Annotated in this window: 10 protein-coding genes; 7 read left to right on the forward strand and 3 right to left on the reverse strand. The window is 65.1% G+C overall.

Annotated elements, in window-relative coordinates; all coding sequences use genetic code 11:
* Positions 1–19: 19 nt before the first annotated feature.
* From BLV07_RS03195 to BLV07_RS03215, 5 genes are all read left to right on the forward strand, one after another.
* Positions 20–922 (forward strand): VOC family protein, encoded by a 903-nt coding sequence (locus BLV07_RS03195; RefSeq protein ID WP_091879519.1) that lies wholly within the window; start codon positions 20–22, stop codon positions 920–922.
* Positions 919–2526, forward strand: a complete 1608-nt coding sequence (locus BLV07_RS03200) for a bifunctional 3-(3-hydroxy-phenyl)propionate/3-hydroxycinnamic acid hydroxylase (RefSeq protein WP_091879523.1) — start codon at positions 919–921, stop codon at positions 2524–2526. Before BLV07_RS03195 ends, BLV07_RS03200 begins: the two co-directional genes overlap by 4 nt.
* Entirely contained in the window at positions 2523–3371 is an 849-nt protein-coding gene (locus BLV07_RS03205; protein WP_091879525.1) for a fumarylacetoacetate hydrolase family protein, read from the forward strand. Before BLV07_RS03200 ends, BLV07_RS03205 begins: the two co-directional genes overlap by 4 nt.
* Positions 3372–3464: 93 nt before the next feature.
* Positions 3465–4790 (forward strand): MFS transporter, encoded by a 1326-nt coding sequence (locus BLV07_RS03210; protein WP_091879528.1) that lies wholly within the window; start codon positions 3465–3467, stop codon positions 4788–4790.
* Between the two features lie 103 nt (positions 4791–4893).
* Positions 4894–5964: a hypothetical protein gene (locus BLV07_RS03215; RefSeq protein ID WP_091879530.1), complete on the forward strand. Its 1071-nt coding sequence runs from the start codon at positions 4894–4896 to the stop codon at positions 5962–5964.
* 29 nt (positions 5965–5993) lie between these two features.
* Here the strand turns inward: BLV07_RS03215 and BLV07_RS03220 are convergent, their stop codons facing one another.
* The gene (locus BLV07_RS03220; RefSeq protein WP_091879533.1) at positions 5994–6785 is read right to left on the reverse strand and encodes an ABC transporter substrate-binding protein; all 792 of its coding nucleotides are present in this window, start codon (positions 6783–6785) and stop codon (positions 5994–5996) included.
* Between the two features lie 234 nt (positions 6786–7019).
* On the opposite strand from BLV07_RS03220, the gene BLV07_RS03225 reads away from it, so the two are divergent.
* Together BLV07_RS03225 and BLV07_RS03230 are read left to right on the forward strand one after the other, a co-directional pair.
* Positions 7020–8213 (forward strand): efflux RND transporter periplasmic adaptor subunit, encoded by a 1194-nt coding sequence (locus tag BLV07_RS03225; protein WP_091879536.1) that lies wholly within the window; start codon positions 7020–7022, stop codon positions 8211–8213.
* An 11-nt stretch (positions 8214–8224) separates the two neighbouring features.
* Positions 8225–11383 carry an efflux RND transporter permease subunit gene (locus BLV07_RS03230; RefSeq protein WP_091879540.1) on the forward strand — a complete coding sequence of 1053 codons (3159 nt, stop codon included), beginning with the start codon at positions 8225–8227 and terminating at the stop codon, positions 11381–11383.
* A 202-nt stretch (positions 11384–11585) separates the two neighbouring features.
* Here the strand turns inward: BLV07_RS03230 and BLV07_RS03235 are convergent, their stop codons facing one another.
* Together BLV07_RS03235 and BLV07_RS03240 are read right to left on the reverse strand one after the other, a co-directional pair.
* Positions 11586–13847, reverse strand: coding sequence for a cation:proton antiporter domain-containing protein (locus BLV07_RS03235; RefSeq protein WP_091879543.1), 2262 nt, complete (start codon positions 13845–13847; stop codon positions 11586–11588).
* 403 nt (positions 13848–14250) lie between these two features.
* Entirely contained in the window at positions 14251–15423 is a 1173-nt protein-coding gene (locus BLV07_RS03240) for an MFS transporter (RefSeq protein ID WP_091879546.1), read from the reverse strand.
* Positions 15424–15430: the final 7 nt, after the last annotated feature.

A 15430-nucleotide genomic window follows, 5' to 3' on the forward strand; every position in this document is an offset into this window, starting at 1 on the left:
GCCTTGACGAGGAAGCCCGATGTCCGATTTTCCGGTGGTCGCGTTGCGCAGCGTCGAGATTGCGACGCCGCGCCTTGGCGTCTCCGCCGACTTCTATACGAAGGTCTGGGGCCTCGATGTCGCGGCCGAAGCCGAGGGCACGGTCTATCTCGCCGCGACGGGCGCGGATTTCCACGTTCTCGAACTCTCGCAAGGCGAACGAGCTGCGCTGTGCAAGACCACTTTTCGCGTCCGCTCGCGCGACGATCTCGACCGCCTGTTCGCGCGCGCACGCGAGGCGGACTGCGAGATCATCACGCCGCCCGCGCCATCGCACGCGCCGTCGGGCGGCACGCACTTCGTGATCCGCGAGCCGCAGGGCTGCCGCATAGAGTTCGTCCACGGCGATCGCACCAAGACGGCGCGCATCGTGGCTGACCGTGCCGAGCGGCTCGCCCACGTCAACATCAACAGCGCCGACATCGAAAAGCTCTCGACGTTCTATCAGCAGGTGCTCGGCTTTCGCCTGACCGACCGCTCGAAGCTGATGGCATTCCTGTGCTGCAACAGCGACCACCACGCCGTCGTGCTCGCGGAAGCACCAAGCAACGGCCTCAACCACATCGCTTTCCTGATGCCGGATCTGGAATCGGTGATGCGCGGCTCCGGCCGCATGATTGATCACGGCTTTCCGATCGGCTGGGGCGTCGGCCGGCACGGCCCCGGCGACAACGTGTTCGCCTATTTCGTCGATCCGGACGGGGTCGTCATCGAATACACCGCCGAAGTCCTCCAGGTCGACGACAGCTATCGCGCGAAGGGACCGGCGGAATGGATCTGGCCGCCGGGACGCACCGACCAATGGGGCATTGCGCCGCCCAAGAGCGAAGCCTGCAAGACCGCGCAACTCTCCGTGCTCTTCGACACGGATCGCCGCACATGACGATGTCCGCCGCCACCACGGATTGCGATGTGCTTATCGTCGGCTTCGGACCGACCGGCGCCGTCGCGACCGGGCTGCTCGGCCGTCTTGGCCATCGCACGCTCGTCATCGATCGCCTCACCGACATCTACGACAAGCCACGTGCGATCGCGCTCGACCACGAGATCTTTCGTCACTTCGACAATATGGGATTGGCCGAAGCGATCGCGCCCCATGTCGAGCCCTTCACCGCCTCCGAGCATTTTGGCGTCGACGGTCAATTGATCCGGCGCGTCCACATGGTCGAAAAGCCCTACCCGCTCGGCTACACGCCCAGCATGGTGTTCAGCCAGCCGCCGGTCGAGGCCGAGTTGCGCCGTCACGCCTTGAGCTTTTCCTGTGTCCGCGCCGAGCTCGGCGTCGAGCTGGTCGATCTCGTGCAGCGGACAGACCGCGTCGGGGCGACGTTGAAGGATGCGGCAGGACAATCGCGGACGGTGACGGCGCGTTACGTCCTCGGCTGCGATGGTGCCTCGAGCACGGTGCGACAGATCGCCGGCATCGCGCTCGAAGACCTGATCTTCGATGAGCCCTGGCTCGTGGTCGACGTGCGGGTCAACGAGGACGCGCTCGCAAAACTGCCGCAGAACTCCGCGCAGTTCTGCAATCCGGCGCGCCCCGTCAGCTTCCTGATCGGCCCCAACAACCATCGTCGCTGGGAGATCATGCTGCTGCCGGGCGAAGACCCCAGGCAGATGGAGCGGCCGGAAAATGTGTGGAAGCGGCTCGCGCCCTGGCTCGCGCCGGAGGATGGCGAATTGTGGCGCGCGGCATCCTATCGTTTCCACGCCCTGGTAGCCGCTGATTGGCGCAACGATCGCATCATCATCGCCGGCGATGCCGCGCATCAACAGCCACCCTTCATCGGCCAGGGCATGTGCCAGGGCCTGCGCGATGCGACCAATCTCGTCTGGAAGCTCGATTCCGTGCTGAGGGGCGTCTCGCCCGACGTCCTGCTCGACAGCTACACCGCCGAGCGCAAGCAGCACGTGATCGAGCTGACCGGCAAGATCAAGGCGATCGGCCAGTCGATCTGCGAGCGTGATCCGGCCGCCGCGCGACGCCGCGATGCGCAGATCCTGATTGCAGGCCGCGGCAAGCCGCTCGAAATCACGCGGCAGGAGATCATCCCGCCGCTCCGCACGGGCTTCCTGGCCGATCAGGATGGAGCCGCGCGCGGCAGCTTGTTTCCGCAGCCTCAGGTCCTGCACGATGGCGCGCCTTGCCTGCTCGACAAGATCACCGGGCCCCGCTTGCGCGTGCTCATCGACGGCCGCCGCAGCGAGGCCCCCTCCCTCATGGCGCTCTGCGCCGCTTATCCGGAATTGATCGCAACGACAATCGCGCCTGCCGGCGCCGATGCATCCGGCGTGCTCCAAGAGAGCGACAGTGTGCTGGCCGGCTGGTTCGACCGCCACGGCGTCCTCGCCGCGATCGTACGGCCCGATCATTACGTGTTCGGGGCGGCGCGCAACGCGGCCGAGCTCGGCAGTCTCTTGCGCGAGGTCACTTCGCGCCTGCACGGCCATCCCGATCCGGATTTCAAAATGGAGAAGACAGCATGAAACTCGCGACCGTTGCGATCGACGGACGGACGACCTGGGGCCTTGTCGAGGGCAGCAATTTCCTCGATGCCGGCGCCGTGCTCGCCACCCGCTATGCCGATCTGAGGGCCGCCATCGCCGGTGCGCTCGCAGGCGTCGCGGACGCGAAGCCCAAGGCGGCCGCCACGCCGCTTGCGGGGCTGAGCTGGCTGCCGGTCGTTCCGAACCCGGACAAGATCCTGTGCGTCGGCCTGAACTACGAGACGCACCGGAAGGAAACCGGCCGCCCCGAGGTCGAGCACCCCACCATCTTCTCGCGCTATTCCAACAGTCAAACCGGGCATCTGAAGCCCATCATCCGGCCGCGCGTCTCGACCCATCTCGACTTCGAGGGCGAGCTCGCGGTCATCATCGGCAAGGGCGGGCGATACATCTCCCGCAGCGAGGCGATGGGTCACGTTGCCGGCTACGCCTGCTACAACGACGGCAGCATCCGCGATTTCCAGCGCCACACCCACCAGTTCACGCCGGGCAAGAATTTTCCCGATACCGGCGCGTTCGGCCCGTGGATGATGACGCCGGACGAGCTCGGCGAGCTCGGCGAGCTCAAGCTCACCACACGTCTCAACGGGCAGGTCGTGCAAGAAACGCAGATCAAGCACATGATCTTCGATATCCCGCGCCAGATCGAATATTGCTCGACCTTCACCCGGCTCGAGCCCGGCGACGTCATCGTCAGCGGCACGCCCGGCGGTGTCGGCGCCAAGCGCACCCCGCCGCTCTGGATGAAGCCCGGCGACGTCGTCGAGGTCGAGGTCGAGAAGCTCGCAATCCTGCGCAATCCCGTCGTCGACGAGGCGCGGTGAGCGATCCGGCGGCGGCGAGGCCTGCCTCGTTCCGCCGCCAGCCCGGCGCGCCCGATGTGAGACGACATAAGCAAAAGCAGAGAGGGGAAACGTATGAGCAACACTGCCGAGGTCATCACCGGGGCGACCAGTCGCGCCGGGGCGGCGCCAATCACGCCGGCGTTCCGTAAGCTCGTGATCGCATCCTCGCTCGGATCGGTGATCGAACACTATGATTTCTTCATCTATGCCTTCACCGCTCCGATCGTGTTCGACCGCTTCTTCTTTCCAAAGATGGATTCGACGGCGAGCATGCTGGCGGTTTACGCGACGTTTGCAGTCGGCTTCGTCGCCCGCCCGCTCGGCGGCATGGTGTTCGGCCATTACGGCGATCAACTCGGCCGCAAGGCGATGCTGACGATCACTTTCGTGCTGATGGGTGTCGCGAGCTTCCTGATCGGCTGCCTGCCGAGCTACGATTCGATCGGGCTCCTGGCGCCGATCGCGCTGGTCGCCTTGCGCTTCGTGCAGGGGTTTGCCTTCGGCGGCGAATACATGAACGCGGTGTCGCTGACGCTGGAGAATGCGCCGTCGGCAAGACGCGGCTTCTTCGCCTCCTTTGTCAACGCGTCCGGTCCGATCGGCGTGATCCTGGCCTCCGGCTTCATCGCCTTGCTCGGCTTCGTCTCGACCCCGCAAGACTTTGCGCAATGGGTCTGGCGCGTGCCCTTCGTACTCAGCCTCGTCCTCGTGGTGCTCGGCACCTACATCCGCCTCCAGGTCGACGAGTCGACCCTTTTCAAGGCGGTCCAGGCCTCAGCCGCGCGGCCGAAGGCACCACTGCTCGACGTGGCGCGGTTGTGGAAGAAGTCGGTGCTGTTCGGCTGCCTCGCCAATATGGCGCACAGCACGTTCCAGTACATGAGCACGGTCTTCGTGCTCGGCTATGCCGTCAAGACGCTCGGCATGGCGCAATCCAGCGTCACCTTCGGGACCATGGTCGCCAACGTGCTGGAAATGTGCATGGTGCCGCTGATCGCGGCCTATTCGGACCGCTTGGGCCGCCGTCCGTTCATCGCGATCGGCATCCTGCTGGCGGCGGCGTGGTACCCGATCTACTTCCAGCTCGTCGCGACAAAGGACCCGACACTGCTCGTCATGGGCCTGGTCGTCTCGATCGGAATCATTCACGCCCTGATGTTTGCGCCGGAAGCAGCCTTCACGGCGGAGCAGTTTCCGACAGAGGTTCGCGTCAGCGGCTCCTCGCTCGGCAAGCAGCTCGGCATCATCCTGGGCGGCGGCATCGCGCCCCTGGTCGGCACCGCCCTGATGGGATCGAGCGGCAGCTTCACCCCTGTGATCCTCTATTTCGAGGCGATCGCGGCCTGCGCCTTCATCGGCATCCTGCTCGCCCCGGAAAGTTCGAAACGCGCGCTATAGGTGGAGAGGGCAGCCGTCGGCTCGGGAGAGATTGCATCTCGCCAGCCTCCGCGTCTGATGCTTACGTTCCGTGGCGACGATTCGACAGCTGCCGGGGAACCGCATGGGACCGAGACACCTTGTTGCCGCTGCCTTGACGGCGCTCGCCCTCTTGACGGCACCCGCCGTCGGACAGCAGGGCACGCTCACGGCAAAACAATCCGAGGCGCTCGCCGCCTATGACCGCGCGCTCGCCGACTTCAGGTCGGTCCTGGCCGAGCGGCGGCGCCAGATCGAGGCGAAGCAGCCGCTGCCAAACCTGCCGGGACAGGCGCTGTATCTGGCGCGTGTCGCCGTCATCAGCACCTACAAGGATCTCACCGACGCCATTCCCGCTAGAATCGGAAAGCCCAATAAGTTCGAGATTCCTCCTGCCTATTTCGACGCCGACATCGAGCCTTTGATCGACGAATATTCGAAACTGTTCGACATCATGGAGGCGCCGCCCGCCAATGCGCAGAACTCGGTAACGCCGTTCAAGGACGTCGTCGATCTCGCCTCGGCGATCGCGCGTGCCAAGGGGCTTGCACCCGACCACGCGGACGCTGCGGGGCGCATCAGCCTCGGGCTGTTCTTCGCCGAGACCAACGGCAAGCAGAATGTCCGCAACGGACGCTCGAACACCTATATGGGCAGCTTCCAGACCGGCCCCTCCGAGGACCGCAACGGCCGCAGGAAATGGGAGGCCATCAAGGGCGAGATCGCAGCGATCGATCCAGGACTGAGCGCGCGCGACGACAAGGAGGAGGCGCGCGCCCGCGGCACCGATCACCGCTTCAATCATTGGACCAATGTGCGCGACGGCCTGATGAACGCGCATGCCGATCTGTTCCGGGAGATCCCGGGGATCGTGAAGACGCTGCCCGACCCGATCGACCACATGAAGCTATTCGAGTTGATCCAGATCGTGCCCACCCCGACCAGGTCCGCGCTCAAGTCGGGCGACCTCCTGAACTACAGGGTGTCCAGCCCCACGATCATGAAGCACCTGCGCAACAACAGCATCTTTGCTTTCGGACAGGCCGACCGCGCGCGAGCCTCCGCAAGCTTCCGCGAGATCCTTGCCGCGATGTGGCTGTTCAACCGAAAATTCGAGCGCGCGATGGCGAAGTACGCGGAGATGAAGGGGCGCTGACAGATCGGCGCGCCGCAACATGGGTCATACTACTCCGTCCGGATCGGCGAATCCTTCAGGCCGTTGTTGTCGTAGGCCTTGCGTAGCGTGCCGTTCGTGGTGGCCTCCGTCATGAATTTGGTGACGAACGCCAATGCCTGGCTGTGGCCGCGCGGGACGGCGACAGCGGTCACGGTCTTCTTGAAGGTCTCGTCCAGCACACGCGTACCCGGAATCTTCTGCGCCATCTTGTTGAGCTGGTCGCGCGACAGCGCGAAGGCATCGATCTCGCCGCTCTTCAGCAGGCCGAAGATCTCGTCATAGGTCTGATAGCCCGTGACTTTCGCGCTCTTTAAATGCGCGATGGCGCCGCGCATGGTGGTGGTGGCGTTGACGGCCGCGACCTTGATGCCCACCTGGTCAAGCGTGGCAAAATTGGTGATGTTCGAACCGGGCTTGACGATGTAGGTGGCGTCCGCGACCTCGTAGATCGGGCCGAACATCATCTTGGTCTCGCGCTCGGGATCTTTGGGAAGCCAAGTGACGTCCCATGTGCCTTTCGACGCGGCGTCGGTGATCTGGCCGGAATTCTGGTGCACGACATATTCGGCGGGCACGCCGAGTTGTGCCGCCAACTCCTTGCCGAGATCGACGGGAACGCCGGCATAGCCGGCCTCGGTCTTGGTCGACCAGAACGCACCGCCCGCCGGGCTGATCGCGATCGCAACCCGCAGCTTGCCGGTCGGCGCGATCTCGTCCTTCAGGCCATCAGCTAGCGCGGGCATGGCGACCGCCGCTGCGAGAACGAGGCCGGCAAGGGCCGACTGGAGCGACGTAGGCATGTCATGGTCTCCTCACCTTTTCTTCTTCCGATGCATCACGCCGGTCACATGGCCTTTGACACAATTCTGGTCGATCGTGCGCTCAGTGAAAAGCCATTTGTCATGACAAACCTGTCAAAGGCCACGCCGCCGTTTGCAGTGCAAGGCCGCTGACTGCCATGGCTATGGTGTTCCACGGACGGGCATTTGTTGGTAGCCTGCCGCACCGACAGACAGCAACCCGGGGGCCACCGAATGACACGCTCGAATCCCGCATCTCCCGCACGACGTAAGGAAGCGTGGAGACATGTCGGGCGGGCCTTGGCAACGGCAACCGCGGTGATCGCGCTCGCCGGCTGTGAGGACAAGAATACGTTCGTGGCGCCGCCGCCGGCCAAGGTGGACGTGGCGATGCCGGTGCAACGCGCCGTAACGCGCTATATCGAGGCGACCGGCAACACCGCGCCGATCAAGAGCGTTGATCTCGTCGCGCGCGTGCAAGGTTTTCTGCAATCGATCGACTATCAGGACGGCACCTTCGTCAAGCAGGGCACCCAGCTCTTCACCATCGAGCCGGAAACCTACAAGCTCAAAGTCGAGCAGGCGAAGGCCGCCGAGGTCGGCGCGCAGGCCACCGTCAAGCAGGCAGAAGCCGATTACAAGCGCCAGGTCGAGCTCGTGCAGCGCCAGGCGGTCTCACAGTCCACCCTCGACACGTCGACATCCACCCGCGACAACGCTCAGGCCAGTCTGCAGCAGGCCCAGGTCAATACCAGGCTCGCCGAGGTCAATTACAGCTATACCAGGGTGACGGCGCCGTTCGACGGCATCGTCAGCGCGCACTTGGTCTCGGTCGGCGAGCTCGTCGGCGTCTCCTCTCCGACCCAGCTCGCGCAGATCGTCGCGCTGGACCCGATCTGGGTGAACTTCACGGTCAACGAGCAGGATGTGCTGCGCATCCGCGCCGAAGCGGCTCGCCGCGGGCTGACCGTCGCCGACCTCAAACAGTTGCCGATCCAGGTGGGCCTCCAGACCGAGACCGGCTATCCGCATGAAGGCCACCTCGACTACGTCTCGCCGACCCTCAATACATCGACGGGCACGCTCGCGGTGCGCGGCGTCGTGCCCAACGACAAACGGGTGCTGCTGCCCGGCTATTTCGTTCGCGTCCGCGTGCCCTTCGACCAGGAGAAGAGCGCCCTGCTCGTCCCCGACACCGCACTCGGCAGCGACCAGGGCGGCCGCTACCTGCTCGTGGTCAACGGCGACAATTTCGTCGAGCAGCGCAAGGTGCAGATCGGTCCCGTCGACAATGGCCTGCGCGTGATCGAGAGCGGCCTGAAGCCAGACGACCGCGTGGTGATCGCAGGATTGCTGCGGGTGATCCCGGGCCAGAAGATCGACCCGCAAGTGACAAAGATCGAGCAGCCGCAGGCCTCTGCCAAGTAGGAGCGCCGGCCATGATTTCAAAATTCTTCATCGAGCGGCCGGTCCTCTCGAACGTCATCGCGCTGCTGATGATCCTGATCGGCGGCGTCGCGCTGTTCAATCTCGCTATCGCGCAATATCCCGATGTGGTGCCGCCGACCGTGCAGGTGACCACGCGCTATCCCGGCGCCAGCGCCAAGACCGTGATCGACACCGTGGCGCTGCCGATCGAGCAGCAGGTCAACGGCGTCGAGGACATGCTCTACATGCAGTCCTACAGCGGCTCCGACGGCACCTATACGCTGACCGTGACCTTCAAGATCGGCACCGACCTCAATTTCGCGCAGGTGCTGGTGCAGAACCGCGTCTCCAGCGCGCTGGCGCAATTACCGCAGGCGGTGCAGAACCAGGGCGTCACCGTGCAGAAGCGGTCGACCTCGATCCTGCTATTCGTGACGCTGACCTCGCCCGACGCGAAGTACGACAGCCTCTATTTGAGCAACTACGCCACCATCAACATCCGCGACGAACTCTCCCGCCTGCCCGGCGTCGGCAACGTCACGGTGTTCGGCGCCGGCCAGTATTCGATGCGGGTCTGGCTCGATCCCAACAAGCTGCAGGTCCGTGGCCTGGTGCCGCAGGATGTCATCAACGCAATCCAGCAGCAGAGCCAGCAAGTCTCCGCCGGCCAGGTCGGCGCGCCGCCGACGCCGCCGGGACAGGCGTTCCAGTACACGCTCAACGTCAACGGCCGGCTCGACGACACCAGCCAGTTCGAGAACATCATCGTCAAATCGGGCACCAGCGGCGACGTCACGCGGGTGCGCGACGTCGGCTGGGTCGAGCTCGGCGCACAGACCTACAGCCAGATCTTCTCGCTCAACAAGCAGCCAGCCGTCGGCATCGGCGTATTCCAGTCGCCCGGCGCGAACGCGCTCCAGGTCGAGCAGGCGGTCGAGAAGAAGATGGCGGAGCTCGCCAAGCGCTTCCCCGAAGGCATCAAATACGACACGCCGTTCGACACCACCAAGTTCGTGCAGGCCTCGGTGCACGAGGTCTACATGACGCTGATCGAGGCCGGCCTGTTGGTACTGGTCGTGATCCTGGTGTTCTTGCAGGACTGGCGCGCCATGCTGGTGCCGGCGACGACCGTGCCGGTGACCATCATCGGCGCGTTCGCCGCGATGGCGGCGCTCGGCTTCACCATCAACATGTCGACGCTGTTCGCGATCGTGCTCGCGATCGGCATCGTGGTCGACGACGCCATCGTCGTGGTCGAAGGCGCCGCCCACAACATCGAGCAGGGCATGAACGGCCACGACGCCGCGATCAAGGCGATGGACCAGCTGTTCGCGCCGATCGTCGGCATCACCCTGGTGCTGATTTCGGTGTTTCTGCCGGCCTCGTTCCTCGCCGGATTGACCGGGCGCATCTATTCACAGTTCGCGCTGGTGATCGCGGCGACCGCGCTTCTCTCCGCCATCAACGCGGCGACCTTGAAGCCGACGCAGTGTGCGCTCTGGCTGCGGCCGGCGGTGCCGCCGGAGCGGCGCAATTTCTTCTACCGCGGCTTCAACGCCGTCTATAACCGGCTCGAGCGCGGTTACACGCGGCTGATCGGCTTCCTGGTCAGGCACGCCACCGTCTCGGTCGCGGTGGCGCTGGTCCTGATCGGAATCGGCGGCTACGGCCTGTCGCGGGTGCCGACCGGCTTCCTGCCGATCGAGGACCAGGGCTATCTGATCGCCGCCGTGCAGCTGCCCGACGGCGCCGCGCTAGAGCGAACCCAGACGGTGCTCGACAGAGCGAGTGAGCTGATCAAGGACACCCCAGGCGTCCAGCAGGTCATCACCATCGCCGGCATCTCCGCGCTCGACAACAGCGCGAGCCTTGCCAATGCCGGCGTCGCCTACATCATCCTGAAGGACTGGGAGGCCCGCAAAGGGCCCGGCGAGGATCTGCGCTCGCTGGTGTACGGGCTCAACGACAAGCTCGCGACCATCATGGAGGCGCGCACCATCGTGCTGCCGCCGCCGCCGATCCAGGGCATCGGCAACGCCGCCGGCTTCTCGATGCAGGTCGAGCTGCGCGACGGCAACAGCGATTTCGCCAAGCTGCAGGCCATCACCGGGGCGATGGTCAGTAACGGCCAGAGCCAGAGCGCGCTGCAGCGCGTGCAATCCTCGTTCCGCTCGTCAGTGCCGCAATTCAACGTCGAGATCGATCGCGTCAAGACCCAGACGCTGCACGTCACCACCGATCAGGTGTTCTCGGCCCTGTCGACTTATCTGGGCTCATCCTACGTCAACCAGTTCAACAAATTCGGCCGCGTGTTCCAGGTCTACACCCAAGCCGATCCGGCGTTCCGCGTCACCGAGCGCGACATCGCCAACATGCAGGTGCGCAACTCGAACGGCGACATGATCCCGATCGGCACCGTCGCCAAGATCACGCCGGCCACCGGCCCGTCGCTGATCAGCCTCTACAACCTCTATCCATCCTCGACCATCATCGGCCTGCCGGCGCAAGGCTATTCCTCCGGCCAGTCGCTGCAGCTGATGGAGGAGATCGCGGACAAGACGCTGCCGCCGGGCACCGGCTATGAATGGACCGCGATGTCCTATCAGGAGAAGGCAGTCTCCAACCAGATCTACTGGGTGTTCGGCCTCGCCATGCTGCTGGTCTATCTCGTGCTCGCCGGCCAGTATGAGAGCTGGTACGCGCCGATCTCGGTGATCCTCGCGGTGCCGCTGTCGCTGCTCGGGCCGATGCTGATCCTCAGCGGCCTCAAGATCGACAACAACCTCTATTGCCAGATCGGCTTGATCCTGCTCATCGCGCTGTCGGCCAAGAACGCGATCCTGATCGTCGAGGTCGGGCTCGAGCTGCACGGCCGCGACGGCAAGCCGCTCCTGGATTCCGCGATCGAGGCGGCGCGCGCCCGCTTCCGTCCGATCCTGATGACCTCGTTCGCCTTCATCCTCGGCGTGGTGCCCCTGGTGCTCGCCACCGGCGCCGGCGCCAGCGCGCGCAAGTCGATCGGCATCACCGTGTTCTCGGGCATGCTGGCCTCGACCTGCCTCGCAGTGCTGTTCGTGCCGGCCTTCTTCGTGGTGGTACAGCGCTTCGAGAATTGGCGCGCGTCGAAGAAAGCGCCGAAGGCGAAGGTGGCCGCGGAGGTGAAGGCGTAGGCTGCTTCGGGTCACCTCTCCCGAAGGGAGAGGTCGGAGCGCATCGAAGATGCGTTCCGGGTGAGGGGTTACAGTCTCACCCGATACTGCGGCCCCTCACCCGGATTGCACTGGACGATGCTTCGCATCGCCAGGCGCAATCCGACCTCTCCCCGCTGGGGAGAGGTGAAGCACTCCGGCCGCAGCCGCAAGTCGAATCAACTCAGGCCTTCTCCGCCGGTGCCTGTCGCGCCTCGCCGCTCGAGACCAGCAGCACGGAGACTTTCGACTGCCTCAACACGGCGGCGGCGACGCCGCCGAAGGAGAGATGGTCGGCCTGGATTCGGTCGACGCCCATGACCACGAGGTCGACGTCGGTGGTGTCGATCTCGCGCAGGATCGCCGCCTCCGGCGCGCGATTCACGCGCAGCGTCGTCGTGATGTCGACGTCGTAGCGGGCGGCGAGATCGCTGGTGTCCTTGAGGATGCCCGTCTCCTGGCTCAATCCGCGAGAGGTGCCGCGCTGCGCGCCCTTGTCGCGCGTCGTCGTCACATAGATCACCCGGAGCGAGCCTGAGCCGGCCTGCGCCAGCGCCACCGCGACCTCGGCGCCGCGCTTGGAGACGCCGCTGCCGGAGACCGGAACGAGGATGTTGAGCGCGTCGGGCACCGGCTGCTTCAAGTGCCTGCCCTTGGCCACCACGATCGCGAGCGGCCCCTCGAACTCGGCGGCGATGTCCTCGATCTTCCGGTCGAAGCGATCCTTGGCGGCAGCGACCTTGTCGATGCCGACGACGAGAAGGTCAAAGCCCTTGCGCGCTTCGTCGGCAATGGTCTCGCCGAGCTCCGCGCGCCTGGTCCGGGTGACGACATCGACGCTGCCGGCACCCTCGTCACCATTGGCGGAGACGGTTGCGGCCGCCTTCTTCACCACGGCTTCGTGGCTGTCGCCCTCGCCCTTGTCCTGCTCCCTGGCGCGCTCGCCGATGTGCAGCACGGTGATTGGCAGGCCGCGCATGCCGGCAATCACGCCCGCGACGTGCGCGGCGAAGGTGGCGTTGACGCTCTCGTCCACTGCGAGCAAGGGACGTTCGAGATTGGCAATGAAGCCGCGCTTCTCGAATTCTTCCCGCTCCAGCCGTTCCTTCTCCTCCTCGTTCACCGGCAGCTTCGCCAGCGCCGCGCGTAGCATCGGCGGCATTGCCATCGTGGTCAGGATCGCCATGGTCACGATCATGGTGAACAGGTTCTGGCTGAGCACGCCGATGGAGAGGCCGATGGTGGCGATGATCACCTCGGTCGAGCCGCGCGCATTCATGCCGCTGGCGAGCGCCAGCGACTCTCTCGCATTCAGCCCGCCCAGGGTGCCGCCGACGAACGCGCCGCCAAATTTGCCGACACTGGCGATCACGACCAGCAGGCCGGTGAGCATCAGGAGATTGGGATCGCGAAGCACCGAGAGGTCGGCGCTGAGCCCGGCGAGGCCGAAGAACACCGGCATGAAGAAGCTCGAGATCAGGCCGCGCAGGCGCTCGTCGATCTGCCGCGTCAGGATCGGAGACTCCCCGACCAGGATGCCGGCGACGAAGGCACCTAGCACGGTGTGGACGCCGATCAGATGCGTGATCATTGCCATGACGCTCATCAACAGCAGGATCACCGTGATGACGGCCGCCGCGCTGACGAGGTTGTCGTTGGCCCAGCGGATCAGCTGGAACACCAGGCGGCGGCCAATGGTGAAGCTGACGGCCAGGAAGGCGAACGTTCCCAGCATGGCCTTGGCCACGGAGGCGATATCGAGCGTGCCGTGCGAGGCCAGGCTGAAGATGACGGCGATGATGATCCAGCCGATGGTGTCGTCGATGACGGCGGTCGCGACGATGATCTGCCCGACATTGCGGCGCATGAAGTTCATCTCGCGAACGACCACGGCGACGATCTTCACCGAGGAGATCGACAGTGCCGTGCCCATGAACAGCGAGGCCACGAGGCGCGCGTGCGGATCGGGCAGCAGCGCATCCGGCAGGAACTCGCCGAGCGCAAAGCCGAAGGCGAAGGGCACGAGGATGCCGGCAATCGAGATCGCGATCGCCGCCCTGCCGACCCTCCGCACCAGCTTGAGGTCGGTCTCCATGCCGGTCAGCAGCAGCAGCAGCAGAATGCCGAACTGGGCGATGCCGTCGATCATCGCCTTCTGCTCGGGCGTCTTCGGGAAGATCGCGTGCTGCGCCTCGGGCCAGATCCAGCCGAACAGCGACGGCCCCAGGATGATGCCGGCGAGCAGTTCGCCCATCACCGAAGGCTGGCCGATGCGCTGCATGATCTCGCCGAGACCGCGGCCGACCCCGATCAGCAAGACGATCTGCGCCACCAGGAGGAATTCGGACGGGCCGGCCGATTTTCCGCCCTCAGCACTCGCCGCAATGGTGGTGAGGACAAGCGCCGCGGGGACAAGGCCGACCGGTCGGAGCAGGCTCCACTGCATGCGGGTGTCATTCCCCCTTCATCTGCCCGGCGAAGCGCCGGGGCGACAGGGATAGAACCCGCGGGAGGCGGAGGGAGTTCCGGCTTTGCGCTGCCGGGCCTTGGGGGTGCTTCAACAAAAAATGCGAAAACAACCCCATGCACAGTAGAACGGCGTTGTTGGCGTTGAGGTTTTCCGGCGGCAACCGGCGTTTGACACGTCGGGCAAAACACCGGCAGAATGGCATCATCGGCAGGCACCAAGCGACGTGCCGCCACATCCCGCATCATTGCGACTGTTCCCCGTCATTGCGAGGAGCTCTTGCGACGAAGCAATCCAGAGTCCCTCCACGGAAAGATTCTGGATTGCTTCGCTGCGCTCGCAATGACGGTGCGGCGTGAGCAGTGCACCTCACGATGGCGCTTCACGCCGCCTGCGGCGTCCGGATCTCGCGCGGCAGGATCAGCGCGGCGGCGATCGCGAGCAGGCAGAGGGCGGCAAAGGCGTGCAGCATGGTGACGAAGCCGCCCTGCTCGTAGAGCCAGGCGACCAGGCCGACCGAGGCACCGGCCGCGGTGAAGCCGACGAAATAGCGCACGGCATAGGCGCGCGAGCGCCACTCTTCCGTGGTGTATTTGCCGACCATGGCGTCGTTCACCGTGACCTGCCCGAACGCGCCCATGACGATGCCGATCGAAACCACGATCAGCGGCAGATTGGACAGGCTTGCGGCCAGATACAGGAACGGCGCCAGCATGAAGGACAGCGGCAGCGCCACCGTCTTCAGCGAATAGCGGTCGAGTAGCCGGCCGATCGTGTACTGCGTCATCGCGCCGAACACGTAGACACCGGCCGCGATGACGCCGAGCAGCGCCGGGCTCTTGGTCAGGTCCGCGAGCCGCTCGGCGAACAGCTTTGGCAGCGCCACGGTCACGGCGTTGAAGGTGGTGGAGATCGCGACCACGACGATCAGCAGCGACAACACCACGCGCCACATGTCCTGCTTGGCGACGCGCGCCTGCGCCGCTGCCTGCTTGGAGCCCTTGCGGTCCTCGTGGACGACGGTCAGCGCAAACGCGATGCCGATCAGGATGGTGACGATGCCGGGAACGATGAAAGCAAACCGCCAGCCGAGATATTGGCCGATCACGCCGGTGACCAGCGCCGAGGAGGCAACACCGAGATTGCCCCAGACGCCGTTGAGCCCCATCTCGCGGCCGAGCTTGTCGGCATAGGACACGATCATCGCGGTGCCGACGGGATGATAGATCGAGGCAAACATGCCGATCGCGAGCAGCGCCGCGCCGAGCTGCGCCGGGGTCTGCACGAAGCCGACCGCGATCATGGAGGCGCCGATGCCGACGAAGAAGATCAGCATCATGTGGCGGCGGCTCCAGCGGTCCCCGAGCCAGCCGGTCAGCAGCGAGCCCGCGCCGAAGGCGACGAAGCCCGGCGTCGCGTAAGGCAAGAGTTCCGAATAGGCCATGCCGAGCGCCGGCCCCATGATGATGACGGCGGCGGCAAAGATCAGCATCGCATAATGGTCGATGAAATGGCCGGCATTGACGAAACTGATGACCCGGCTGGGGCTGTTCATACGAATC

Origin of the sequence: Bradyrhizobium sp. Rc2d (genome assembly GCF_900099855.1) — a bacterium.
Lineage (GTDB): Bacteria > Pseudomonadota > Alphaproteobacteria > Rhizobiales > Xanthobacteraceae > Bradyrhizobium.

Coding starts and splice junctions, on each gene's coding strand:
- BLV07_RS03195 (WP_091879519.1), top strand. CDS start 20: ATGTCCGATTTTCCGGTGGTCGCGTTGCGCAGCGTCGAGATTGCGACG.
- BLV07_RS03200 (WP_091879523.1), top strand. CDS start 919: ATGACGATGTCCGCCGCCACCACGGATTGCGATGTGCTTATCGTCGGC.
- BLV07_RS03205 (WP_091879525.1), top strand. CDS start 2,523: ATGAAACTCGCGACCGTTGCGATCGACGGACGGACGACCTGGGGCCTT.
- BLV07_RS03210 (WP_091879528.1), top strand. CDS start 3,465: ATGAGCAACACTGCCGAGGTCATCACCGGGGCGACCAGTCGCGCCGGG.
- BLV07_RS03215 (WP_091879530.1), top strand. CDS start 4,894: ATGGGACCGAGACACCTTGTTGCCGCTGCCTTGACGGCGCTCGCCCTC.
- BLV07_RS03220 (WP_091879533.1), bottom strand. CDS start 6,785: ATGCCTACGTCGCTCCAGTCGGCCCTTGCCGGCCTCGTTCTCGCAGCG.
- BLV07_RS03225 (WP_091879536.1), top strand. CDS start 7,020: ATGACACGCTCGAATCCCGCATCTCCCGCACGACGTAAGGAAGCGTGG.
- BLV07_RS03230 (WP_091879540.1), top strand. CDS start 8,225: ATGATTTCAAAATTCTTCATCGAGCGGCCGGTCCTCTCGAACGTCATC.
- BLV07_RS03235 (WP_091879543.1), bottom strand. CDS start 13,847: ATGCAGTGGAGCCTGCTCCGACCGGTCGGCCTTGTCCCCGCGGCGCTT.
- BLV07_RS03240 (WP_091879546.1), bottom strand. CDS start 15,423: ATGAACAGCCCCAGCCGGGTCATCAGTTTCGTCAATGCCGGCCATTTC.